This is a genomic window from Veillonella absiana (assembly GCF_032970865.1).
In the GTDB taxonomy this organism is placed as follows: domain Bacteria; phylum Bacillota; class Negativicutes; order Veillonellales; family Veillonellaceae; genus Veillonella; species Veillonella absiana.
On the sequence record NZ_JAWJZB010000008.1, the window covers coordinates 107,992 to 132,500 of the forward strand.

A 24,509-nucleotide genomic window follows, 5' to 3' on the forward strand; every position below is an offset into this window, starting at 1 on the left:
AGACCATGAGCGGTTATGTAGAAATGGGCGAAGTCGTTCGCAATGAACAAATTGGATCTGATGTGTGGGTCATGGATATTCATGCGCCTAAACAAGCAGCGGAAGCAAAAGTAGGACAATTCTGTAATGTGCGCGTGTCCGATTCCACGGCGCCGCTCTTGCGTCGTCCTATCAGTTACGCTGGCTTTGATGCGGCGAAGGGCATAATTACGCTTTTGTACCGCGTCGTAGGCAGTGGCACTGAATTGATGACGCGCCTTGTGGTAGGAGATACACTAGATTGCCTAGGACCACTAGGTGAACCATATAACACTACGGAGAACATGTTGTTAATCGGTGGGGGCGTTGGTATTGCACCAATGCTCTGCATCGCTAACAATTTAAAATTTGGTGAACAAGCGCAGGTGATTTTAGGCTTCCGTAATGAAAGTGAAACCTTCTGGGCTGATTTGTTCAAGGATTCTCCTGTGAAAGTTCACATCACTACCGATGATGGTAGCGTGGGCACAAAAGGTTTCCCTACAGCCATTATGCCTGAATTAATTGGGGCGAACCAATTTACGTCCGTCATGACTTGTGGTCCTACACCGATGATGAAAGGTGTAGCCAACGTGGCTAAGGAACTGAATGTACCATGCCAAGTGTCTTTGGAAGAACGAATGGGCTGTGGCACAGGTGGTTGCTTGGGTTGCGGTTGTGATGGTGCCGGTGGCAAACGCTACAAGGTATGTAAGGATGGTCCCGTATTCCCTGCAGAGGAGGTGTTCTTCTAATGAGTGAACGCGATTTACAAAACACAGTAGCGCCGAACCCTAAATTGGCGGTGGACTTCTGTGGTATCAAAATGAAGAACCCTATCATTGCAGCATCTGGTACATTCGGTAATGGTCCAGAATATGCAGGCTATTTGGATTTAACGAACCAAGTAGGTGCTATTTCTGTGAAAGGATTAACACCAAAAGGACGTCCTGGTAACTATGGTACACGCATTGCAGAAACTCCATCTGGGGTACTAAACTGTATCGGATTGGAAAATCCTGGGGCAGAACACTTTGTAGAGCATGTATTGCCTACATTGACTAAATATGATGTACCTTTGTTAGCTAATATGTCCGCTGGTACTATTGATGAATTTGCTTGGATGGCAGAAACATTATCCGTGCCTGGTATGTCTGGCCTTGAGGTCAATGTATCTTGTCCTAATGTAGAGTGTGAAGGTATGGCCTTTGGTGTTGATCCAAAGGTAGTGGAACAAGTAACCAAAGCCGTTCGTAAAGTTACAAAATTACCAGTTATTGTAAAACTTTCCCCAAATGTAACGGATATCGCTGAAATTGCAAAAGCCGTTGAAGCAGGTGGTGGAGATGGGGTCAGCCTCATTAATACATTGCTTGGTATGGCCATTAACGTACATACACGCAAACCAGTATTAGGTAATACCTACGGTGGACTTTCTGGCCCTGCTGTAAAGCCTGTAGCGCTTCGTATGGTATATCAAGTAGCCAAAGCCGTTAATATCCCTATTATTGGCCTTGGTGGTATTATGACCGGTACAGATGCCATTGAGTTTATGTTGGCTGGGGCGAGCTGTGTGCAAGTAGGGACAGCCACCATGGTTGATCCAACGGCCATAGGGCGCATTGCCGACCAAATGATAACATATCTTGATCAATACAAATATGAATCTGTAAATGATGTAGTTGGTCAATTGTTACCTTACTAAATTTGATTCTGTGGCTAGTAGTTTTCTAGTTACAATAAAAACACCCATAGATATAATTCCTAGCTCCGAACGCCTACGGCGTAAAGTCGCTGCGGAATTACATCTATGGGTGTTTGCTTTATTTATCCGATAAGGGGGCTTGCCACAGAATCTAATTTTATAGATAGGTAAGCAATTGTGCCTAGAATATATCTGTGTAGATTCATAATTGTATTAATCACTATAGCGATATCTGTGAAGAGGGTCGGTAATGCACGGCTATGGCCGAAGCGGATGTGCACCATGAATTAAAGGTTTGCGTGGTGGCGTAGTACGGCTAGGTACATTTCGGATGTGTTTGGTGTGCGTAGCGCCAAAGGATGAGTCATCTCCTTAAAAGGTCGCGGCTGAGCATTCAGGCACACCTTATATAAATGCCTTGTAGAAATCGACAAATTGTTGTGCCACAGGGGAGAGGCTGTGCCCTTTTAAGGTGATGAATGCTTTTTTAAAATCACCTGAGAATTCAGATAATTTAATGCGCATCATTTTACGATGGTTTACCATTTCTTTTTGGTCCATTGGCACGAGTGCCACGGTTCGACCGGAGGACGCCCACTCAATAGCAGAGCTCTTCGTAGTGGTAATGGCGATTGTATTAAGGTGTTCCATGTTAGTGAGACTTGTTTGTACAATCATGCGAACTGAACCACCGGAGAGGGATAGTGGACATTGGCGAATATCCTCCCAAGAGATCGTATCGATTTCACGATCTGTCCAAAATACGTCACGACGGTAGAGTGCGTATAGATGTTCTTCTTGGGTTAGAAGAATTTTAAATTTATCTGTATCTACCATTTGTAAGTTAGCAATACCGATTTCGGCACTGCCATTAATTAATTGGCTAACTACATTTGTCATGAGGCCTTCGTAAATCTCAAAGCGCACAGAGGGATGTTTGATAGAAAAGGCTGGTAAATATTGTTGCACAATTGGTGTAGATCGAGAGGCTGATGAAGCAATACGTAATGTACCTTCAATACGTGAATTCAACTGTTTTACTGCGTTATAGGTAGATTCCTCGATAGAACACAATTGTTGTGCTTTTTCGTAGAAAATTTTTCCCGCTTCGGTCAATTGCAGGTTGGAACCACGTTGACCACGTTTGATATTGATCAGTTGAGAGCCGAATTCTGCTTCTAAATATTTTAACTGTTTGCTTAATGCTGGTTGTGTAATATGCAATATTTCCGCAGCTTGAGTCATATTACCTGTTTGTACGAGTGTTATAAAATTGTGATAGTATGATGTATCCATAGTTGTCCTTACTAGTGATATGTCACTTAGATGTATGTAAAAAAATAAATAACGATTAGTTATATTTGAGATACAAACTATTATTTCACAAAATGATGAGCCTCCAATATAATGTAGTTATTATAAAGTTTTGTTATAATACATTAAAATCATTTTTTTTTGATAAATGGTTTTATGTATTAATTATTTGATATAAAAAGAGAGGTCATTATTATGAGTTTTTTAACAGCGACTATTAAACAATGGGAATCTAGAAAATTACGTACTGCACGTATTTCTGTAGCTGGTACAGCTACATCTTGTCCAGTGTGGGCACAACCATTGGCAAGTGAGTATCGTCAAGCCACAGGCCAAGGCTTCCGGGGATTGTTTAACAGATAATTTTGTATACTTTCATATTAAGAAGGGGCCGTATCCATAGTGATGGGGATGGTTACTTCAGAAAAACCAAGCTCTTCAAAATCGACAGCTCCACTAGTAATATCTTGGAGCTGCTTTTTTAATGGTTCTAAATCCTCTTGGGGCAGTAGAATGGTGAGTGTAACGGTATCACTAAACTCTTTGGTGAAAGTATACTGTTGGTCCGTTAAATAGCGTTCAATAGTTCCAAACGTAGCGTAGTCAACATTGGTTTGTAGTTGCATGCGAGTCGTATGCAATTCCTTAGGAGCCTTTTTTAAAGCTTCGCTCACGGAGTGCGAGTAGGCACGGATAAGGCCACCAGCACCGAGTTTGATACCACCAAAATAGCGTGTTACGACAACGGCAATATTAGTGATCCCAGTTTTTTTTAGTACTTCTAGCATTGGTTTACCTGCAGTGCCAGAGGGTTCCCCATTATCAGAAGACCGTTGTTGTTCTTGCTTTGGTCCTAAGGCGAAGGCGGTGCAGTTATGCCGAGCATCCCAGAACTCCTTGTTGATACGAGTAATAAAAGCTTGTGCTTCATCTTCGGTGGAACATGGGTAGAGGGTTGTAATAAATCTTGATTTTTCAATTACATACTCATCCCGGAATTCTTGTGAAATCGTAGTGAATTCAGGGCATGAACTCACGTGTTCTGATACTGGCAAACTGACACCCCCTTACTGTAAAAAATTCATCATCATTTCATTATTATATAGCATATAGAGGAGAAAAGTATATATAGAGTATTAAAGGACTATTCAAATTTTAGATACCTTTTACGAAGTTGCTATAATAACAATTTTGATATAGTGGATTGTAATATATTTTTAGAATGTAGAACATGGGGCTAATGATGTTGAGTAAATAATGTTGAGTAAATGTATAATAAATTTTACAATTTAAAAGGAATGTATATAAAGGGATATAATTAATATATGTCGAATTAGTAGTGTATAGTGAAAAAGGAGAGATATAGTGTGAAATTTTCTACAAGAGATATTATTTATATTGGTTTATTAGCCGCTCTATGTGCGGTGGCTACAACAATTCGCGTTGAAATTCCTGGTGGAGCTATGGTTCATATGGGAACTGCCGCTATTTTTACAACATCCATTTTATTTGGGGGCCTCTATGGTGGATTGGGAGCAGCCATAGGTTCAGCACTATTTGATTTAATCGGTGGACATACACAGTATTTATTTTTCTCTTTTGTTATTAAAGGTATTTGTGGTCTCATTGTGGGTTACATGACAGCTGGCTATTTACCGCCTACGGTAAAAGTACCAGTTGCATCGATGGGGCGTATCGTTACGGCTCTCCTTGTTGGTGCGATTTGGACAGCCTTTGGCTATTTCTTGGCATGGTGGTTTGTACTCGATAGCATTACTGTTGCCTTTGGGAACATTCAATTTAGTTTGATGACTAGTGCAGCTGGATTTGTAGTGGCGATGATATTGGCACCTAAATTACAAAAATATTTCCGCAAAGGATAGTATAGTTCTAGAATCTCCTCTGTTTTATTGATATTTTACAGAATACAAGAGGTAATTAAAACTTTCACTAATGATTATGAGCCTATCGATACGATTGATCGGTTCCCGTATTATGGTGTTTAAAAAAGATCATATCAACCCTTATACAAAACAACAAATTCAAGAAAACCAGCAAGTTAATCTAGAAATAGTACTGGATGCCAGTGGGTCAATGGCCACAGAAATTGGTGGACGACCAATGATGGATATTGCAAAACAATCTATTAAAGAAGTTGTACAATCCATGCCAGCAAATTCGAGGGTTGGTCTACGTGTATTTGGACATCAGGGAGATAATACGGATGCTAAGCAAGCAGAGTCTTGTGCAGCGAATGAATTAGTATATCCCATCGAAAAGGTAAATGTAGCTGGTATTGAAGCTGCTATGCAACCAATTCAACCGACTGGCTGGACAATCATTGCTTCATCCATTGAAAATGGTATTAATGATTTACAACAATTTAATAATACTAATGATTTGAATATGTTATACATTGTCACTGATGGCATTGAAACCTGTGGCGGCAATGCGAAGGAAGTTGCAAAACGATTAACTGATGGGAAAACGAATGTAGTGTTAGGTATTATTGGTTTTAATGTAGATGCACAGCAAGATGCATTACTTCGTGATATAGCTAAGGCGGGCAATGGGTATTATGCTCGTGCCAATGATGCAGCTCGTTTGACAGAGGAGTTACAGCGCATTAAGGAAACTGCTGATACTACATATAAATGGAAAACATTTACGCAATCTGACTGGACTCGAATTAGAAGTAATCATATAAGTGGTAATATGTACAATGGTTTTTTGAAAGGACTTAGAATCGAGTCAACAAGATTTAGAAAATTAAAAGATGAGGAAGCGGCAAAGCATCAGCCGAAACAATGATGGATTAATTGTTTATAATAAGAATAGTGCTGTTAAGTATTTACACTTGACAGCACTATTTTATCTTGGTATATTATATGTAAAGTTATTTGACTTGACAGTGGTAGGCCGACAAGATCGGCTTATTTATTTGTCTATTATTAGGAGGTGCGATATGGAAGAACGAGTGCTCACAAGTTTACTCATCGATTTCTATGGCCCTCTATTGACGGACAAACAGCGTCAATGCCTTGAACTTCATCATGAGGACGATATGTCCTTAGGTGAGATTGCTGAGGAACTGGGCGTATCCCGTCAAGCTGTACATGATAATTTACAACGCGCTATGCAGTTGTTAAATGGATATGAGGAAAAATTACATCTTGTATCTCAATACGAGAAACGTGAAAGTATACTTGAACAAGTACGTACTGCTTTAACGGCGGATGTAATTTCCAAAACTGAAATTCAAAGTTTGTTAGCCCGAATGGAGGGGTAAGATGGCTTTTGATAGCTTATCAGAAAAACTGCAGGAAGCCTTTCAATCCTTAAAAGGTAAGGGCAAAATTACAGAAGACGATGTCAATCTAGCGCTCCGTCAAGTGCGTACAGCTCTTCTTGAGGCTGACGTTAACTTTATGGTAGCAAAGGACTTTGTAAAAACCATCAAAGAAAAAGCGCTCGGTGAAGAGGTGTTTGGGTCCTTGAACCCTGCACAAACTGTTATTAAAATCGTAAATGATGAATTAACAGCGCTTTTGGGTGGTACACAAAGTCGTATCATGATTGCTTCTAAACCACCGACAATCATCATGCTCGTTGGTTTGCAAGGTGCTGGTAAAACGACTACAGCTGGCAAACTAGCTGTGTACTTGCGTAAGCAAGGCAAGCATCCAATGCTTGTAGCTGCCGACGTATATCGCCCAGCGGCGATTACCCAATTGCAAGTAGTAGGCAAACAGATTGATATTCCTGTATTTTCTGATGAAACGCCAGGTGCGAATCCTGTAGATATCGCTCGTAAAGCGGTAGAGCAAAGTACCCATATGTTAAAAGACGTGGTCATCATCGATACGGCTGGTCGTTTAGCTATTGATGAACCGCTCATGCAGGAGCTTTCAAATATTAAAAATACTGTTAGACCCCATGAAATCTTGTTGGTTGTAGACTCTATGATTGGTCAAGATGCGGTAACAACAGCACAAACCTTTAATGAAAAACTTGGTGTTGATGGCGTCATCCTCACCAAATTAGATGGCGATGCTCGTGGTGGTGCAGCCCTTTCCATTAAGGCTGTTACAGGATTGCCAATCAAGTTTACTGGCGTAAGCGAAAAAATGGATGGTTTCGATGTATTCTATCCAGATCGTATGGCATCTCGTATCCTTGATTTAGGGGATTTCAAAACCCTCATTGAAAATGTACAAGGGACCTTGGATGAAGAGGAAGCAAAAGAATTAGCTAAAAAAATGGCTAAAAATAGCTTTACTCTCGATGATTTCTTGAAACAAATGCAGCAAGTTCGTAAATTAGGACCGTTGCAAAACATTCTTGGTATGTTGCCAGGTATGGGCCAAGTAAAAGATCAATTAAAAGATATTGATTTAGATAGCAAAGAGGTTCGTCGTGTTGAAGCGATTATCAAATCGATGACCAGTGCGGAACGGGAAGACCCAAGTATTTTGAATGGTTCTCGACGTAAACGTATTGCTATGGGCTCTGGTACACAAGTACAAGAGGTTAATCGTCTCATCAAGCAATTTGAAGAAGCTCGTAAGATGATGAAACGCATGTCTAACATGCGCGGCAAAAAAGGCGGTATGCCTAAGATGCCAAAATTACCGTTTATGTAAATCACTCAGATTTAGAGGTTTAATATTCTCTTGAATCTAGATCGTGGTGGAGATGGTGAAATGCTGAGAGCTTTCATCATCACATGAATAATCAGGTAACTCCTGTAGGAAATCTACAGTGTTATACAACAATCAAAAGATTGCATGCACATTTGTGCTTGGGCAACAACTGTCTAGGGGTTGTCCATGGAATATGTTTCAAGGAGGTGAAACTCACATGTTAAAAATTCGTTTGACTCGTTTAGGTGCTAAAAAAGCTCCTTTCTACCGTATTGTAGTTGCTGACGCTCGTGCTCCACGTGAAGGTCGTCCAGTTGACACTATTGGTCAATATGATGCTACAAAACAACCAGCTATCGTTAATGTAGACGAAGAAAAAGTTTTAGCTTGGTTAGCTAAAGGTGCTCAACCTACTGATACTGTTCGCGCATTGTTCAAAAAACAAGGCGTTATGCAAAAATTTGCAGAAGCTAAAAAGTAATTAATAGAGAGGCATACTGTGATGATAGAATTAATTTCATTAATTGCGAAGTCATTGGTTAAGCAGCCTGATGCCGTTTCTGTTACCATGGTTCAAAAAGGCAATACTGAAGTGTATGAACTTCATGTAGCGCCTGAGGACATGGGCAAAGTTATCGGAAAACAAGGCCGAATTGCGAAAGCAATCCGTGCTGTTGTAAAAGCGGCGGCTATTAAAGAGAACAAAAAAATATCCGTTGATATTGTCTGAGTGGGAGTATAATCGATGGAAGAAATGACATTACGTGTCCCTGTGACAGTAAAAGCGAAAGTAACAGAAGACTTTAAAGCAAAAATTATTGCGGATTTACAAAGCCGTTTGGAAATGGTTGAACAAGATTTGCAACAAATCGAGTTCCAAGCTAAACGTTTGTTATCTGAACAAGCAAAAATTGATGCCCAAGGTTTAGTTCAAATTCGTCAACAAATTGATGCAGAGCAACAAAAACGCTTGGCTTTCAAAGAAGATGTAACAGCTAAATTGAAAGAAGCTCAAGAGTTGACTATTGGCACAGAAGTTCCACAAGGGAACTTGGAGCAACAAATTACCGTAAAAGTTGGCGACGACTTGAATGCTATGATGGGTGCTGAAATCCTTCTAGAAGACGGTAAAATTATTGCGTTCCGTCAATAATGAATAAGAACGATCTGATTACCATTGGCATAATTATTGCCCCGCACGGCGTGCGGGGTGATCTTCGTATCATGCCACAAACCGATTTTCCAGATCGGTTTTTACATATGGATGCCTGTTACATTGATGGTAAAGAATACCATATTGCATCCGCGCGTTTCCACAAACAATATATTTTGGCAAGCTTTCAGGAAATTCCTGATCGCAATGAGGCTGAATTGATGGCTAAGAAAGAAATTCAGGTGCGTCGCGAGGATTTGGTGGAGCTGCCAGAAGGTCGTTATTATATTTTCGACATGATTGGTATGGAGGTTCAAGATACAAAGGGGGCTGTGCTTGGCACATTAACTGATGTATTGCAACCTGGTGCTAATGATGTATATGTAGTGTCCAAAGATGGCGAACCGGATCAATTGTTCCCTGCTATCGATGGCGTTGTCATATCCATTGATGTTGAAAAACAATTGATGATCGTTGATCCGCCTGAATGGATTTAATATCCTTTAGGCGGTTTTTTGTATTGTTTTTTTCATGGTCTCCATGTGAGGCTATGATTATAATTTTGAAAGTTCGGGCAAATAGTTTATTAGAAATTATCACTCTAACACTCGCTGGTGTTATGAGTGATGAATTTCTCAAGAGGCCTTTATGAATATAGATATTATATCTCTGTTTCCAGAGTTTTTTGATGCGTTTTTTACGCATTCCATTATCAAACGAGCTATCGAGGCAGAACGTCTCACTATGAAAGTGACGAATCCTCGTGATTTCTCGCATAATAAACATAATCAAGTGGATGATACGCCGTATGGTGGTGGTGCTGGCATGCTCATGATGGCTCCGCCTATATTTGAGGCTGTTGAAAGTGTCACCCAAGAACCGAATATCAACCGTCGAGTTATATTCCTTGGTCCAGCCGGTGAACGATTCACTCAAGAAAAGGCTCGTCAACTCGCCACTTATGATCAAATCGTGCTAGTCTGTGGTCATTACGAAGGTGTCGATTACCGCGTAGAGGAACATCTTGTGGATGAAACGATTTCCATCGGAGATTTTGTCCTCACCGGTGGGGAATTACCAGCCATGGTGGTGTCCGATGCGGTAGCCCGTATGATTCCTGGTGTATTAGGGGCTGCCACAGGGGCGGTGGAGGATTCCTTTTATCGGCCTGTACTAGAATGTCCCCAATATACAAAACCACCAGAATTTAGAGGTATGGAAGTACCTGCAATTCTACGCAGTGGTCATCATGCTAATATCGCTAAATGGCGGTTACAAGAATCCCTAAAGAGAACACAACGGTTACGACCAGATTTACTTGACCGTGAGCTCACGAAAGAAGAGCGAAAGGCATTGAAGGAGATTGCGAAAGAGGCTGTAATTTTGTAAAAAGCGTTAAAAAAAGAACTAGGCATTGAATAATACAAGTGTAAGGTAGTAACAAGGAGTTAGCATGGCTAATTTATATATTGGGTTAGTGCATTATCCTATAATGAATAAACATAAAGACGTTATCACAACAGCGATTACGAATTACGATATTCATGATATTGCACGGGCATCCATAACATACGATGTATCTAAATATTTTGTGATTCATAATATTCCGGCGCAACGTGAATTGGCAGCGACCATCATGGAGCATTGGAAATCTGGATTTGGTAGTACCTATAATCCGGACCGTAAGGATGCTTTCACAGAGGTGGAATTGGTGAATTCCATTCGGAAGGCTGTAGACCTGGTAACCGAGGCGGAAGGCGTGCGTCCAATTATTGCTACGACGGATGCGCGGACCTATGATAATACAATTACATACAGTGCAATGCGGAAACACCTTGAAAATGATAGTCGCCCTGTGTTAGTATTATTTGGTACTGGTTATGGTATGACGAAAGAAACGATGGAAGAATTTGACTGTATTTTGGAACCAATATACGGCCATGGTGAATACAACCATTTATCGGTGCGTAGTGCGGTATCTATTATTTTAGACCGTTTGCGTGGCGAAGCGTGGTGGGAAAAGAACTAGGAGGATACTATGTCTGGACATTCTAAATGGGCAAATATTAAACATAAAAAAGGTAAAACCGATGCTTTAAAAGCTAAAATGGCGACAAAAATTGGTCGTGAAATTACCGTAGCAGCACGTATGGGTGGCGCGGATCCGACTGGTAACATGCGTTTGAAATTGGCTCTTCAAAAAGCTCGTGAAAATAATATTCCTAAGGATAATATCCAACGTGCCATCGATAAAGGTGTGGGCGCTAGTGATATGAATAATTACGAGGAAATTACCTATGAAGGTTATGGTCCTGCTGGTATAGCGGTAACGGTTGAGGTTATGACTGATAACCGTAATCGTGCGGCAGCCGACGTGCGACATGCCTTCTCTAAACAAGGTGGTAATCTTGGTGAAAGTGGTTGCGTAGCGTGGATGTTTAAATCTAAAGGCGTATTCGTTATTGACAAAGAAGATCATGATGAAGAAGAATTGACATTACTCGCACTTGATGCGGGTGCTGAAGATTTGAAAGCAGAAGACGATGTATTCGAAATCTACACAGCACCAGAAGATTACGATGCTGTAGAAGCGGCCTTAGCTGACGCTGGTATTGAAACAGTAGTATCCAAGATCACTATGATTCCAGATACAACTATCGAATTATCCAGTGAAGATGCAGTGAAAATGCAAAAAATGTTAGACGTATTGGATGATCTTGATGATGTGCAAGACGTTTACCACAATGGTATCTTGCCAGAAGACGAAGAATAAAATAATGAAAGCGCTACTGCTTGATTGCGGTAGCGCTCTTAATTTTATCGAACAAATGTGATATAATTAAATAGATTAGAATGTAAATGAGGTAAGCATTTTGCTTATCTCATTTTTATGAGAAGTTTTAAAGGAGACTAGCGTGCGTATTATTGGTATTGACCCGGGGACGGCTATCTGTGGATATGGGATTATTGATGTTCATGGAAGCAAATTAACACCTGTTGCCTATGGTGCTATTACAACGACACCGGATAAAACAGATGCACAACGACTAGAAATCCTGTTTAATGATCTCAGTGATATATTAGCGGAATACAAGCCAGACAAATTCGGCGTGGAAGAATTATTCTTTAACCGCAATGTAACAACGGCCATCACCGTTGGTCAGGCCCGTGGTGTGATTTTATTAGCCGCAGAACAGCAACGTATTCCCATTTATGAATATACTCCATTGCAAATTAAGCAAGCCGTAGTAGGGTATGGTAAGGCTGATAAACAACAAGTCATTTATATGACCATGAGTATTTTAGGTATCCGTGAGAAAATCAAGCCTGATGATATCGCTGATGCATTGGCAGTGGCCATTTGTACGGCTCATAGTTCTCATAGTGATCGATTGACTAGAAAGGTACAGCTATGATTGGTTATGTACGTGGTGTGGTAACACATCTATTTAAGGATGCTTGTTATGTAGATGTACATGGTGTGGGCTATCGCGTGTATGTACCGACTACAACAAGACAATTATTGGTGGAAGGTGAAGAGTCCACATTATTTACGTATTTAAACGTTCGTGAAGATGCTATGCAACTCTATGGTTTTTCCACAGAGGATGAATACGAATTATTCATTTTGTTGATTTCCGTATCTGGTATTGGTCCTAAGGTAGGTCTAGGTATTCTATCTGGCATGACGCCGGAGGCTTTCAAATTGGCTATTTTAAATGGTCAAGTGGCTCAGCTCACTAAATTACCTGGTATTGGCAAGAAGTCGGCAGAACGTTTAGTACTTGAATTGAAAGATAAATTAGCCAAAATGACCACAATTTCTGTGAATACTGTTGCTGCAGTGCAGCCAATTGGCATTACTGTAGGTGGCCTAGCAGGGGAGGCTATCGATGGTCTCGTAGCCCTTGGGTATGCACAAAATGAAGTAGAAACTATTGTGGAGCGTCTTGATGATGGTACTCGTGATGTACCAGCGTTGATTAAGGCTGCATTAGCTGAAATTGGGAAAGGACGTTAATCATGAACGAAGAAGACCGTCTCGTAGGAAAAGATGAACAAGAAGAGGATATGTGGCAATATAGTTTGCGGCCTCGTTATTTTAAAGAATATATCGGCCAAGAAGCGGCGAAAAAGAATTTGAGCATTTATATCCAAGCGGCGAAACAACGTGAAGAGTCCTTGGATCATGTTCTGCTCTATGGACCACCAGGCCTTGGTAAAACCACATTGGCAGGCATTATTGCGAATGAAATGGGCGTTAATTTTCGAGTGACCTCTGGTCCGGCCATTGAACGTGCTGGTGATTTAGCGGCCCTCCTGACAAATTTGGATGACCATGACTTATTATTTATCGATGAAATCCATCGTCTATCCCGTAGCGTGGAGGAGGTATTGTACTCCGCCATGGAGGACTATGCTTTAGATATTATCATCGGTAAGGGACCGAGTGCGCGTTCCGTGCGTATCGATTTGCCAAAATTTACACTCGTAGGTGCTACAACACGTGCGGGTGCTTTGGCGGCGCCATTGCGTGATCGTTTTGGTATCATCAGTCGTTTGGAATATTATAAACAAGAAGAGCTTGAGTTTATCATTACTCGTGCTGCGGAGATTTTGAATATTCACATCGAGCCGAATGGTGCCGCTGAAATTGCACGCCGTTCTCGTGGAACACCACGTATTGCCAACCGTTTATTAAAACGGGTACGTGACTTTGCACAAGTGGTGGGCGATGGTGTTATTACTAGTGCTATTGCGGACGAGGCGTTACAACAACTAGATGTTGATAAAATGGGCCTCGATCGTATTGACCGTCGGGTACTTCATTGTATTATTGAAAAATATAATGGTGGGCCTGTGGGCATCGATACGATTTCCGCTGCCGTTAGCGAAGAACGTGAAACCATTGAGGATGTGTACGAACCATACCTTATGCAATTAGGCTTTTTGGCTCGCACCACGCGTGGTCGTGTGGCGACTAAACTAGCTTATAATCATTTAGGAATTGCTTGGACTGAAACAGGACGAGAATAATGAATACAAAAAAATTACAATGTCTTATTGTAGGGGCAATGTTTTTAGGGATTAATTTAGGGACAGTGGTCACTGTTCATGGTGAAAGCTTTATTGTTACAAAGGCTGGATCAACCAAGAGCAGTAGCACTACAACAACTAGTACTAAAGCAGTCGGTACTAAAGCCACTAGTACTACTAGTAAGTCAAAAGTATCTAGTACAATAACTAAGGCGAAGTCTACTAATAGTTCAACTAAGTCTAAAGTAAAAAGTAAAAAGGATACAAAATCTACAAAAGTTACTAAAAATACAAAACAAGGGACTATAAAGCCTAAATCTAGCACATCAATTACTAATAGTAGTGCAGTTAAACAAGGAACAACACCTAATATTCGAGTATTGTTAGGGAGTAGAAAATCTCCTACTACTATTAAATCTGGTACGAACATGACTGTATTTAAAGGTGATGATCAAAAGGTATCTGTAATTGTAGCAGGTTCTACGGGTAAATTATCTGTTAGTGGCAATACGATTTACGTGAATGGTAAAGCTATCGGTCCCAATGTATTAATTAAGCCACAGAATCCTAAGGAGTCCTTCTATTTAGGGGATAAGCAATATCGTGGTGGACTTCGCGTATTTGCTGTGGGGCGTTCTAGTACGATGACATTGGTAAATGCCATACCATTAGAGGACTACCTTTATGGTGTTGTACCACAAGAGGTTATCCCTAGCTGGCCAGCGGCAGCCCTTGAGGCACAAGCTGTAGCCGCACGTACGTATGCATTGTACACGATGGAAACAAATAAAAATAAAGACTATGATGTTAAGCCGAGCACGGATTATCAAATGTATGCTGGCCGTGCTGGAGAGCATAATGCCACAACAGTGGCCGTTGATAAAACAAAAGGTATGGTTATGTTCTATAATCAAAAACCAATTAATGCATTATTCCATTCAGATGGTGGTGGCTATACAGAGGATAGTGTTAATGTTTGGGGAACTGCTTTACCTTACTTGAAAGGTGTTAAGGATTATAGTCAAGCCCCTTCTACACGGACCTGGACGGTGACGACTACACGTCAAGCTATGGAGGCGAATCTTCGTGCCGCTGGTAAAGGTGTGGGCACTCTAAAAAGTATCCAATTGACACCATTAAAAGCGCAACCTATGGAAACGGCAGATCGTGGCGTTTCGGGCCGTGTTAAATCAGCGACCTTTATTGGCAGTGATCGAAAAGTTACGGTAGATGGAGATGCTTTGCGCTCTATCTTTGGTCTAAAATCTACGTTATTTGATTTTTATGTGAATCATAATCCAAATGGCAAGGATAGTGCAAAACCATATCATACATTTACTAACAAAAATGATACTGTGTATATCTTAGGCCATGGTTGGGGCCATGGTTTGGGACTTTCACAATGGGGAGCCGCAGAAATGGCCAAACAAAATGGAGACAAGGATCAGGAGTATTACAAAAAAATTCTGACCCATTATTATAGCGGTATCAATATTAATAAAATGTATTAATCGCATAGATTCACAGATAATGCCTGATTTCAATGGTAGGCATTATGCATTCGTTTATGATTTGAAATAGAGAATGCTGAATTAACTATGCACTAAGGAATAGATGATGAAAGTTACAGATTTTGATTACCATTTGCCAGAGGAACTCATTGCGCAACATCCTGTGGAACCGCGTGATACCTCTCGGTTGCTAACATTAGATAAGATAACTGGCGAGGTGGTACACAAAGCCCATTTTTATGAACTTTTGGAAGAACTCAATGCCGGTGATGTATTGGTGTTTAATGACACTAAGGTGATTCCTGCTCGCCTCTATGGTCAACGCGCTGAGAGCGGTGGCAAGGTTGAGGTGTTATTATTGACACCAGCTGGTGAAAGTTCTTGGGAGTGTCTGGTGAAACCAGGTAAAAAATGCCCCATTGGACAAGTTATTGTGTTTGATGAAAGATTAAAAGGCACCGTTACGGATAAAACAGATTTTGGTGGCCGTATTATTAAATTTGAGTGCACTGGCGTATTTGATGAAGTCATCCAAGAGATTGGAGAGATGCCATTACCGCCATATATTCATGAAAAATTAGAGGATAAGGACCGTTACCAAACGGTGTATGCTAAGGAAAAAGGCTCTGCAGCGGCACCAACAGCAGGGCTACATTTTACACCAGAATTATTGGAAAAAATTAAAGCCAAAGGTGTGGAGCTGGAGTTTGTTACATTGCACGTAGGACTGGGTACATTCCGTCCTGTATCGGCAGATAGTATCGAGGACCATCAAATGCATAGTGAATTCTATGTGGTTCACAAGGATACAGCTGATCGTATTAATGCAGCGAAGGCTGCAGGGCGTCGTATTGTGGCAGTGGGCACAACGTCAGTACGTACATTGGAATCAGCTAGTACTGAGGAGGGTGTATTACAGGCCACAAGTGGATGGACACAAATTTTCATCTATCCTGGATACAAATTTAAAATGGTAGATGCATTGGTAACGAATTTTCATTTGCCACAATCTACATTACTAATGCTCATTAGTGCGCTAGCAGGACGCGAACATTGTTTAGCGGCCTATGAAGAAGCCGTAAGAGAACGATATCGCTTCTTTAGCTTTGGCGATGCTATGTTTATTCGATAGGAGGGAATATGCCGAGTATTACATATGAATTACAAAAGACATGTCCCCATACGGGTGCCCGAGCGGGTTTATTGCATACCCCACATGGAACATTCCAAACACCTATGTTCATGCCGGTAGGTACGCAGGCTACCGTTAAGACGATGACACCAGAAGAATTAAAGGCTATGGGTTCTCAAGTTATTTTGAGTAATACGTACCACCTATTTCTTCGTCCTGGATCTGATTTGATTGAGGAGGCTGGTGGTCTTCATAAGTTTATGAATTGGGATCAAGCTATTTTGACGGATAGTGGTGGGTTCCAAGTATTCAGTCTGGGTGATATGCGCAAAATTACAGAGGAAGGTGTTACCTTTAGATCTCATATCGATGGATCGAAACAGTTCCTTTCTCCAGAGGTAGCCACAAAAGTACAGGAACAATTAGGCTCTGATATTGCTATGGCCTTTGATGAATGCATTCCGTATCCAGCTGATTTTGATTATGCAAAACGCTCTACAGCGCGTACAACACGTTGGGCAGAGCGTTGCCAGGAAGCGCGTACAAAGAATGATATCACTGGTATGTTCGGTATCGTTCAAGGTGGTATGTATAAAGACTTGCGGACCCAAAGTGCGAAAGAATTAGTAGCTATGGATTTTGAAGGCTATAGTATCGGTGGTTTATCTGTTGGTGAGCCACATGATTTGATGAATGAAATTCTTGAACATACAACACCTTTATTGCCAACGAATAAAGTTCGTTATTTGATGGGCGTTGGCACTGCGGATTGTCTCGTAGAAGGGGTAGCACGTGGTATCGATATGTTCGACTGCGTATACCCAACGCGAGTAGCTCGTAATGGGATGGCGATGACTTGGAAGGGACGTCTAAACATTCGTAATGCTAGCTTTGCAAAAGACTGGGGGCCATTAGAGGAAGGTTGTGGATGCTATGCGTGCCAAAACTATTCTCGCGCGTACATTCGTCACTTGTACAAGGCAGAAGAAATTCTTGCATTGCGCCTTGTAACATATCATAACCTCTATTTCTTGCTTGAGTTTATGCGTCAAATGCGTCAAGCCATATTAGAGGATCGTTTCCCACAATTTAGAATGGAATTTTGGGAGCACTTTAAAAAATAAAATTTGTTCTAGTCAAATAGGACGAATATGGCTATACTTAAATATGAATGACTTTTAAAATACTAAATTGGAGGATATGAACAATGGGTGATTTTGAACAAATCTTACAAACCAGCTGGCCAATACTCTTAATGATCGTTATTTTCTATTTTATGTTGTATCGTCCACAGAAGAAACAACAAAAAGAAAGAAACGAATTGTTGAGTAGCTTGAAAAAAGGCCAAAAAGTTGTCACTATCGGTGGCATCTATGGTGAAATTGTAAGCCTTACTGAAGATCATGTAATGTTACAAGTGGCTGATAAAGTGGAAATGCGCTTTGCTCGTACAGCGATTGCTAACATTGCCAATAAAAAGTAGGCCATCATATGGATACGAAGGAAGCAGTGCGTTTGGCGTGCAAAACCAAGCGCGCTGCTTTACGTGCAGAAGACTGTGAACAGTGGACTATTGCGTTAACCCGAGAAATTGTAAAGCTTTCACAGTATAAAAAAGCCCAGAAAATCATGCTGTACTTGGCGATGCCAAGAGAGGCAAACCTTGATGCGGTGATTACACAGGCCTTGCAAGATGGTAAGGATGTGTATGTGCCAGTTTGTACAGATAAAACGACGATGATTGCAGTGCGATTACACAGTTTATCTGATGTTACAACAGGTGTATTACATATAAGGATTCCTAACGAACCGTATGATATCATTAATCCTAGTGAGTTGGACCTCGTGCTAGTTCCTGGTGCTGGGTTTGATTATCGTGGTGGTCGAATGGGAATGGGGAATGGTTATTATGATCGATTCCTCTCAATATTACGTCCTGAACAATTTATTGGTGTGTGCTGGAATATGCAGATACTTTCACAGGAAATACCTATGGAGGACTATGATGTGCGTATGACACAGCTCATTACAGAGACTGGACTGTTACAATGTCAGTAGGAACCGTGCGTGATGTATTTGATACATCATTTCGTTGCGTTCGTTCCAAAGGCATAGGAAGGGAGATTTAAGTTTGAGAAGCAATGCTATTATTAAGTTTATAGTGGCCATTGGTATCATTCTAGGATTGTTTACCTATTTTATTGGTGACCTTGCAGGTTCCATTAAACAAGGCCTAGATTTACAAGGTGGTACACATATCGTATTAGAAGCTGAAGATACGGCACAAGGTCAAGTGACGGACGACTCGGTAGAACGAGTTATCCAAATTTTGAGCCGTCGTATTAATGAAATGGGTTTAACAGAACCTGTGGTACAACGTGAAGGTGCAAAACGTATCATTATCGAATTACCTGGTGTAAAAGATCCTGATCAAGCCATTAAAACCATCGGTAAAACAGCGGTGCTAGAATTCAAAAATGAAGCTGGCCAAACTGTTATGAATGGTAATGATTTGAAAGATGCAAAAGAGCAATTAGCACAAAGTAAAAAACCAGAAGTTGCTATCACATTAAGTGACGAAGGGGCAAAGAAATTTGCTGATTTGACAGCTGCTAATATAGGTAAACAAATTGCCATCACATTGGATGGTCAAGTTTTAACAGCACCTGTAGTACAACAAGCCATCACAGGTGGTCAAGCAGTTATTACTGGTAGCAATTCCTTGGAAGAAGCTAAGGAATTAGCCATCTTGTTACGTTCCGGTGCATTACCTGTTAAGGTTAATGTTATGGAGGTGCGTACGGTAGGTCCAACCCTTGGTCAAGATTCCAAGGATAAATCCGTTGTTGCCTTTGGTGTAGGTATCGGTGCTATTATGGTATTCTTGTTAGTACTATATCGTTTATCTGGTTTTGTAGCGAACCTTGCACTGCTCGTGTACGTTATGATTTTATTATTAATTTTAGGCCCTCATGTATTGAATGCGACTATGACATTACCTGGTATCGCCGGGATTATTTTATCCATGGGCGTCGCGGTAGATGCGAATATCCTTATATTTGAACGGTTCAAAGAAGAGGTGTTTTCCGGTAAATCCATGCGTGTATCCATGGAATCTGGTTTCAAGCGTGCCTTCGCTACTATCTTTGATGCGAATACATCCGTTATGATTACGGCTTGTATTTTGATCGCTATGGGGTCTGGCGCGGTAAAGGGATTTGCTATTAACTTGGCATTAGGTGTATTGGTTAGTATGTTTACTGCTATTACTATGAGCCGTTTATTACTTCGTATGTTGATTGAATGTAACTTTACAAGCCATCCATTCTGGTTTGGTGCGAATATTTCCCCATCCGTGAGTGCAGAGTCGTTTGCACCAAAAGTAAAAACTAAGGGAGGTAAACGCAAATGAGATTTGACGTAATTAAACATCATCGCTGGTGGTTTGCTATTTCCTCCGCATTTGTAATTCTTAGCTTGATTTCTATCTTTATGCGTGGCTTTAACTTTGGTATCGATTATACAGGTGGTACTATTGTTGAGGTTGAATTTGCCCAAAATGTTGAAGTTAGTCAAGTTCGTGATGTACTTAAAACATTTGATTTAGAGAGTGCACAAATTCAGTTGACTGGTGAAAGCGCTGAAACATCTGGAAAAGATGTTATTATTCGTACTCGTAATCTTGAGTCTACTGAAAGTGCCGCTGTTGTTGATGCCTTAACAAAAACATTGGGTGAAAATACAACAAAACGTATTGAATCTGTAGGTGCTGTTATTGGTTCTGAGGTAACACAACATGCGTTGATTAACCTTTTGGTTGCATTCGGTGCATTGGCATTGTATATTTCTTACCGCTTTGAATATCGAGTAGCAGCCGCTGCATTAGCAGCTATCTTCCATGACTTAATCATGGTATTAGGGGTATTCTCCTTCTTCCAATTAGAGATTGATGCATCCTTCTTAGCAGCAATTCTAACGGTTGTAGGTTACTCCATGAATGAATCTGTGGTTATCTTTGACCGTATTCGTGAAAATACACATACACACAAACGTACAGATACATTTGCGGATTTGGCTAATGCTAGTATCCAACAAAGTTTCCATCGTAGTTTATACACATTGTCCACGGTATTGTTTGCCTGCGTATCCTTGTACGTATTCGGTGGGGATACTACGAAAAACTTTGCCCTCTGTATGATTATTGGTTTCGTTAGTGGTGCATATTCCTCTATCTGCGTGGCTACATCCTTGTGGGCTATTTGGAAGAGCCGTAATAAAAATGACGCTCGTAACCAACAAACTGCATAATCTTTTGCTAGTAGGTGAACTAGTAGCATAGGAAAAGGGACCTCTAAGAGGTCCCTTTTGCATTTTGTATGATATCAATTAGTTTCTGACAGGCCGGTGTAATATAACGATTCTTCTCGCGAATGATAGTAATCATTCGTTTCAGGGAATAGCCTTCCAAGTCCAATAGATGCAAGCGCCCAGTTTCTAGTTCTAGCTCTACTGACCGAGGAGATAGTAATGAATATCCTGTACCAATCGTGGTAGCAGGACGCAATATTCGCAAGGACCAGGTGGATACTTATAATGAAATTTTCATGCAGCCCGTGGAGGTTTAGGCCATATTAAGGGGGTAGATTTCAATCGATTTTTATTAGATTATTTAGAGGTAAGTCCTAAAGAAGGAAACTAATGTAATAAACGCTTGACCTCATCAATATAATTACAACACAATGCAATTAGTAGCTAATATATATTGATTTACTACTTATATGATTCCTCGATTTATGAAATTTTTATTTCGTGCTTGAACCAAACATCAGGGAAGCGTACAATAATAGCATTGTTGTAATATATAAGAGGTAATTATGAAGCAAGAGAAATTATGGTCATTTGATTTTATTAATTATGGCATGAGTAGCAGTGTGTACTATATGACGCAGTATATTCTGGTTACAGCATTGCCGATTATCATCATTTCTGAGTTAAATGGAACGGCTATTGATGCGGGGCTCGCGATGGCCTACTTTCAGGTGGGGACTATCATTTTTAGGGCTTTTGCAGGGCGATTGGTAGATAGTTTTGATAAACGTATTATTCTGTTTTTTTCTACCCTACTATTTTTTGCGATCATGGCAGCCTTTAATTTTGTATCATCCATGGATGGCATATTCTTACTCCGTGGGATTCATGGTGCGGCCTTTGCCTTGGTCACCACTATTTTACCGACATTAATCGTATTAGTACTACCAAAAGGCCGTAAGGGTGAAGGGATTAATATGTTTGCCATCTTTAGTAATGTGGCCATGGTACTTGGTCCTGCGCTAGGTCTATTTATTTTACAAGAGTTCGGTAGTCATAATTTGTATATTATGCTAACAGTTATTACTTTGTTAGCGTTAGTACAAGCTAATTTGAAACTATTACCAGCTGAATTGCCTAAACCACATGTAAAGATGAAAAAGGGCTGGGGCATCAATCAGCTTATCGAACCACGTAGTTTGCCATGGGCGGTGATGGCACTGTTCATGGGGTTTACCTATTCTAGTGTACTCGTATTTATTCCTATTGAATTAAATAGTCTTGGGGCTAGCAGTTGGGCTAGTCTATTCTTTGCATTATTTGCGGTCATGATTATAATTAGTCGCCCTATTGTGAGTAAACTCTATGAAAGCAAAGGACCCGCCTTTATTATTTATCCAGGCCTCACTATCTTTTGTTTAGGTCTAGTATTATTAGGTGTTACAAATAACCCGATACTCATCATGGTGGCAGCACCACTAGTAGGTCTTGGCTATGGGGCTGTACAACCGGCATTTCAAGCGCTAGCTGTACAAGCGGCACCTATAGAACGAGCTGGAATGGCCACGGCAACGTATTTTCTAGCCTTCGATATTAGTATTGGCCTTGGCTCTGTGTTGATGTCCTATGCGGCGAATAGTATGGGATTCCTTGATACATACAAGGTAAATGCCCTTATTGTAGTAGGAGCGTTCTTGTTATATCATTTGGTGATTAAAGATACCTATAGACAAGAGGTAGAGGAGATTCCTTTATAATGGAGAATGAGAAATTATGGTCTCCGGCCTTTTTAGGATATGGGGGAAGTAATAGCATATTTTATATGACCCAATATATGATGATCACTACATTGCCCATCATTATTACTAGTGACCTCAAGGGTAGTGCTATTGAGGCGGGTATGGCAATGACGTACTTTCAGATAGGAACCATCTATGTAGACCGTTTGCGGGACGGCTCATCGATGGTGTGAATAAACGGACTATATTGATACTTTCAACATCTTTGTTTTTCTTTATCATGGGGGCATTTAATTTTGTTTCGTCTATGGGGGAAATATTTTTTCTCCGTGGCATTCATGGCATCATATTTGCGTTAGCGACGACCGTGGTGTCGACGTTAGCGGTAATCGTATTACCGAAACATCGTAAAGGTGAGGGAATTAACATGTTTGCGGTGTTCTCGAATATTGCTATGGTTCTGGGGGCCAGCTATTGGTTTATTGGCACTTGATCAATATGGCACGAACACTCTCTTTATGGTAGTAACAGGTATGACCTTCTTTGCTATGATTGTGGCAAATTTAAAAACCTTGCCATTACGATTAGCGTTGCCACAACGTAAAAAACAACAATGTTGGGAACTATCTACGTTTATTGAGCATCGTAGTTTGCCCTGGGCTTTGATGGGCTTATTTGTAGGATTTTGTTATTCAGGGGTGCTCGTATTTGTACCAATCGAATTAAATAGCCAAGGTATAGGAACCTGGGCGAGCTTATTCTTTGGACTCTATGCGTGCATGAGTATAGTGAGCCGCCCGATGGTAAGTAAAATCTATGAACATGAACGAAAAGGACCAGAGTATGTAGTGTATCCAGGACTTATATTGTTTGCTATTGGTATAGCTATATTAGGTCTAACTAGCTATCCGTATGGTATAGTAGTAGCAGCACCGATTATTGGGCTCGGTTATGGCATGGCTCAACCAGCCTTTCAAGCATTGGCGGTTGAATCAGCACCTATTGAGAGAGCTGGCGTAGCTACGGCGACGTATTTTTTGTCACTAGATATTAGTGTTGGTGTAGGCTCTGCACTGCTAGCCGTGGCAGCCCAAATACTAGGGTTTCAGGATACTTATAAAATGATTGCTGGGATTGTGATTGTTGCATTAGCACTGTATCACTTCTTTATTAAATATACATATCAGAAACAAACAATATAATCCACCATTAATCTAGGTAGTCGTGGATATGATAAAGGCGTTTTACTAGCATCCTTATATGATGAAAGTAAAACGTCTTTATGGTATATAGTGGAATGGTTATATAGGAGCTAGAGGTTATTATTCCGCTAGAATCGGGCTTTAGATAAGTGTGACAGAAAAAATGATGAAAAAGTGAAATTAGGTGTTGACGTTTTGGTGAAAAGTGATTATAATATTAAAAGTCGCTGAGATATGTGGCTTTATATTTTATCAAAAGTTGACTTGAAATTTACAAAAAAAGATTTCAAAAAAGTACTTGACGAAATATCTGAGACTTGATAGAATAATCAAGTCGCCAGTTGGCAGCGCTAAGCTGAAAACACGGCGCAGATCTTTGAAAACTGAACAATGATAGGTAATCATTTCGAGAGAAATGAACATATGCCAGAGTGCGGGTTTCATACAATGAAACCAACCAAAAAAATCAAGTTGCTATCAGCAACGACAACAAAAAATGAGCTATTCAAATAGCTTCAAGATATCTTGGAGAGTTTGATCCTGGCTCAGGACGAACGCTGGCGGCGTGCTTAACACATGCAAGTCGAACGAAGAGAGATGGGAGCTTGCTCCTATCAATCTTAGTGGCGAACGGGTGAGTAACGCGTAATCAACCTGCCCTTCAATGGGGGACAACAGTTGGAAACGACTGCTAATACCGCATACGATCAAAATTCGGCATCGAGTTTTGATGAAAGGTGGCCTCTA

The 24,509-nt window shown here is 40.7% G+C and carries 31 protein-coding genes and 1 rRNA gene (1 of these 32 running past the window's edge); 29 read left to right on the forward strand and 3 right to left on the reverse strand.

The window, feature by feature from the left end; translation table 11 throughout:
• Positions 1–5: 5 nt before the first annotated feature.
• Complete coding sequence (locus RVY80_RS07720; protein ID WP_317330145.1) at positions 6–773, forward strand: dihydroorotate dehydrogenase electron transfer subunit; 768 nt, start codon at positions 6–8, stop codon at positions 771–773.
• Positions 773–1,723, forward strand: a complete 951-nt coding sequence (locus RVY80_RS07725) for a dihydroorotate dehydrogenase (protein ID WP_317330147.1) — start codon at positions 773–775, stop codon at positions 1,721–1,723. Before RVY80_RS07720 ends, RVY80_RS07725 begins: the two co-directional genes overlap by 1 nt.
• Before the next feature lie 405 nt (positions 1,724–2,128).
• Here RVY80_RS07725 and RVY80_RS07730 read toward each other — a convergent pair whose 3' ends face one another.
• Positions 2,129–3,019 (reverse strand): LysR family transcriptional regulator, encoded by an 891-nt coding sequence (locus tag RVY80_RS07730; RefSeq protein ID WP_317330148.1) that lies wholly within the window; start codon positions 3,017–3,019, stop codon positions 2,129–2,131.
• A 213-nt stretch (positions 3,020–3,232) separates the two neighbouring features.
• On the opposite strand from RVY80_RS07730, the gene RVY80_RS07735 reads away from it, so the two are divergent.
• Positions 3,233–3,400 carry a hypothetical protein gene (locus tag RVY80_RS07735; RefSeq protein WP_295192273.1) on the forward strand — a complete coding sequence of 56 codons (168 nt, stop codon included), beginning with the start codon at positions 3,233–3,235 and terminating at the stop codon, positions 3,398–3,400.
• Positions 3,401–3,417: 17 nt separating this feature from the next.
• On the opposite strand, the gene RVY80_RS07740 is transcribed toward RVY80_RS07735, so the two are convergent.
• Positions 3,418–4,092 carry a YigZ family protein gene (locus tag RVY80_RS07740; protein ID WP_317330149.1) on the reverse strand — a complete coding sequence of 225 codons (675 nt, stop codon included), beginning with the start codon at positions 4,090–4,092 and terminating at the stop codon, positions 3,418–3,420.
• Positions 4,093–4,404: 312 nt separating this feature from the next.
• Here RVY80_RS07740 and RVY80_RS07745 point away from each other — a divergent pair, with 312 nt between their 5' ends.
• The 21 genes from RVY80_RS07745 to secF all read left to right on the forward strand — a co-directional run bounded on the left by RVY80_RS07745 (position 4,405) and on the right by secF (position 20,821).
• A complete protein-coding gene (locus RVY80_RS07745; RefSeq protein ID WP_317330150.1) occupies positions 4,405–4,920 on the forward strand; it encodes an ECF transporter S component in 516 nt (171 codons plus the stop codon).
• A gap of 112 nt (positions 4,921–5,032) precedes the next feature.
• Positions 5,033–5,848 (forward strand): vWA domain-containing protein, encoded by an 816-nt coding sequence (locus RVY80_RS07750; RefSeq protein WP_317330151.1) that lies wholly within the window; start codon positions 5,033–5,035, stop codon positions 5,846–5,848.
• Positions 5,849–6,002: 154 nt separating this feature from the next.
• Positions 6,003–6,326, forward strand: coding sequence for a YlxM family DNA-binding protein (gene ylxM / locus RVY80_RS07755; RefSeq protein WP_295191141.1), 324 nt, complete (start codon positions 6,003–6,005; stop codon positions 6,324–6,326).
• A gap of 1 nt (position 6,327) precedes the next feature.
• A complete protein-coding gene (ffh, locus tag RVY80_RS07760) occupies positions 6,328–7,680 on the forward strand; it encodes a signal recognition particle protein (RefSeq protein ID WP_295191137.1) in 1,353 nt (450 codons plus the stop codon).
• Positions 7,681–7,897: 217 nt separating this feature from the next.
• Positions 7,898–8,161, forward strand: a complete 264-nt coding sequence (gene rpsP / locus RVY80_RS07765; protein WP_317330152.1) for a 30S ribosomal protein S16 — start codon at positions 7,898–7,900, stop codon at positions 8,159–8,161.
• Between the two features lie 21 nt (positions 8,162–8,182).
• On the forward strand, positions 8,183–8,410 hold the full coding sequence (locus RVY80_RS07770; protein ID WP_295191147.1) for a KH domain-containing protein: 228 nt from the start codon (positions 8,183–8,185) through the stop codon (positions 8,408–8,410).
• 15 nt (positions 8,411–8,425) lie between these two features.
• Positions 8,426–8,833, forward strand: a complete 408-nt coding sequence (locus tag RVY80_RS07775; RefSeq protein WP_295193978.1) for a YlqD family protein — start codon at positions 8,426–8,428, stop codon at positions 8,831–8,833.
• On the forward strand, positions 8,833–9,330 hold the full coding sequence (gene rimM / locus RVY80_RS07780) for a ribosome maturation factor RimM (protein ID WP_295191127.1): 498 nt from the start codon (positions 8,833–8,835) through the stop codon (positions 9,328–9,330). Before RVY80_RS07775 ends, rimM begins: the two co-directional genes overlap by 1 nt.
• 151 nt (positions 9,331–9,481) lie before the next feature.
• Positions 9,482–10,222, forward strand: a complete 741-nt coding sequence (gene trmD, locus RVY80_RS07785; protein WP_317330153.1) for a tRNA (guanosine(37)-N1)-methyltransferase TrmD — start codon at positions 9,482–9,484, stop codon at positions 10,220–10,222.
• A gap of 64 nt (positions 10,223–10,286) precedes the next feature.
• On the forward strand, positions 10,287–10,862 hold the full coding sequence (locus tag RVY80_RS07790; RefSeq protein WP_295193977.1) for an RNA methyltransferase: 576 nt from the start codon (positions 10,287–10,289) through the stop codon (positions 10,860–10,862).
• Positions 10,863–10,871: 9 nt separating this feature from the next.
• Positions 10,872–11,606, forward strand: a complete 735-nt coding sequence (locus RVY80_RS07795; RefSeq protein WP_317330154.1) for a YebC/PmpR family DNA-binding transcriptional regulator — start codon at positions 10,872–10,874, stop codon at positions 11,604–11,606.
• Positions 11,607–11,748: 142 nt separating this feature from the next.
• Positions 11,749–12,249: a crossover junction endodeoxyribonuclease RuvC gene (ruvC, locus tag RVY80_RS07800; RefSeq protein WP_317330155.1), complete on the forward strand. Its 501-nt coding sequence runs from the start codon at positions 11,749–11,751 to the stop codon at positions 12,247–12,249.
• Positions 12,246–12,854, forward strand: coding sequence for a Holliday junction branch migration protein RuvA (gene ruvA / locus RVY80_RS07805; protein WP_317330156.1), 609 nt, complete (start codon positions 12,246–12,248; stop codon positions 12,852–12,854). Before ruvC ends, ruvA begins: the two co-directional genes overlap by 4 nt.
• 2 nt (positions 12,855–12,856) lie before the next feature.
• Entirely contained in the window at positions 12,857–13,870 is a 1,014-nt protein-coding gene (ruvB, locus tag RVY80_RS07810) for a Holliday junction branch migration DNA helicase RuvB (RefSeq protein WP_317330157.1), read from the forward strand.
• A complete protein-coding gene (locus RVY80_RS07815; RefSeq protein ID WP_317330158.1) occupies positions 13,870–15,381 on the forward strand; it encodes a SpoIID/LytB domain-containing protein in 1,512 nt (503 codons plus the stop codon). Before ruvB ends, RVY80_RS07815 begins: the two co-directional genes overlap by 1 nt.
• 106 nt (positions 15,382–15,487) lie before the next feature.
• Positions 15,488–16,513, forward strand: a complete 1,026-nt coding sequence (queA, locus tag RVY80_RS07820) for a tRNA preQ1(34) S-adenosylmethionine ribosyltransferase-isomerase QueA (RefSeq protein WP_317330166.1) — start codon at positions 15,488–15,490, stop codon at positions 16,511–16,513.
• Positions 16,514–16,521: 8 nt separating this feature from the next.
• A complete protein-coding gene (tgt, locus tag RVY80_RS07825) occupies positions 16,522–17,637 on the forward strand; it encodes a tRNA guanosine(34) transglycosylase Tgt (RefSeq protein WP_317330159.1) in 1,116 nt (371 codons plus the stop codon).
• Positions 17,638–17,720: 83 nt separating this feature from the next.
• Complete coding sequence (yajC, locus tag RVY80_RS07830) at positions 17,721–17,996, forward strand: preprotein translocase subunit YajC (protein ID WP_295191102.1); 276 nt, start codon at positions 17,721–17,723, stop codon at positions 17,994–17,996.
• An 8-nt stretch (positions 17,997–18,004) separates the two neighbouring features.
• Positions 18,005–18,571 (forward strand): 5-formyltetrahydrofolate cyclo-ligase, encoded by a 567-nt coding sequence (locus RVY80_RS07835; protein ID WP_317330160.1) that lies wholly within the window; start codon positions 18,005–18,007, stop codon positions 18,569–18,571.
• 73 nt (positions 18,572–18,644) lie between these two features.
• Entirely contained in the window at positions 18,645–19,925 is a 1,281-nt protein-coding gene (secD, locus tag RVY80_RS07840) for a protein translocase subunit SecD (protein WP_295191097.1), read from the forward strand.
• Positions 19,922–20,821 carry a protein translocase subunit SecF gene (gene secF, locus RVY80_RS07845; RefSeq protein WP_317330161.1) on the forward strand — a complete coding sequence of 300 codons (900 nt, stop codon included), beginning with the start codon at positions 19,922–19,924 and terminating at the stop codon, positions 20,819–20,821. Before secD ends, secF begins: the two co-directional genes overlap by 4 nt.
• Positions 20,822–20,864: 43 nt before the next feature.
• Here the strand turns inward: secF and RVY80_RS10225 are convergent, their stop codons facing one another.
• Positions 20,865–21,086, reverse strand: a complete 222-nt coding sequence (locus RVY80_RS10225) for a LysR substrate-binding domain-containing protein (RefSeq protein ID WP_411040753.1) — start codon at positions 21,084–21,086, stop codon at positions 20,865–20,867.
• Positions 21,087–21,387: 301 nt separating this feature from the next.
• On the opposite strand from RVY80_RS10225, the gene RVY80_RS07850 reads away from it, so the two are divergent.
• From RVY80_RS07850 to RVY80_RS07870, 5 genes are all read left to right on the forward strand, one after another.
• The gene (locus tag RVY80_RS07850; RefSeq protein WP_317330162.1) at positions 21,388–22,578 is read left to right on the forward strand and encodes an MFS transporter; all 1,191 of its coding nucleotides are present in this window, start codon (positions 21,388–21,390) and stop codon (positions 22,576–22,578) included.
• 77 nt (positions 22,579–22,655) lie between these two features.
• A complete protein-coding gene (locus tag RVY80_RS07855; protein WP_317330163.1) occupies positions 22,656–22,793 on the forward strand; it encodes a hypothetical protein in 138 nt (45 codons plus the stop codon).
• Positions 22,790–23,053, forward strand: a complete 264-nt coding sequence (locus RVY80_RS07860) for an MFS transporter (RefSeq protein ID WP_411040755.1) — start codon at positions 22,790–22,792, stop codon at positions 23,051–23,053. Before RVY80_RS07855 ends, RVY80_RS07860 begins: the two co-directional genes overlap by 4 nt.
• Positions 23,054–23,078: 25 nt before the next feature.
• Positions 23,079–23,762 carry an MFS transporter gene (locus RVY80_RS07865; RefSeq protein ID WP_317330165.1) on the forward strand — a complete coding sequence of 228 codons (684 nt, stop codon included), beginning with the start codon at positions 23,079–23,081 and terminating at the stop codon, positions 23,760–23,762.
• Positions 23,763–24,284: 522 nt separating this feature from the next.
• Positions 24,285–24,509 (forward strand): 16S ribosomal RNA (locus RVY80_RS07870); it runs 1,339 nt beyond the window's last position.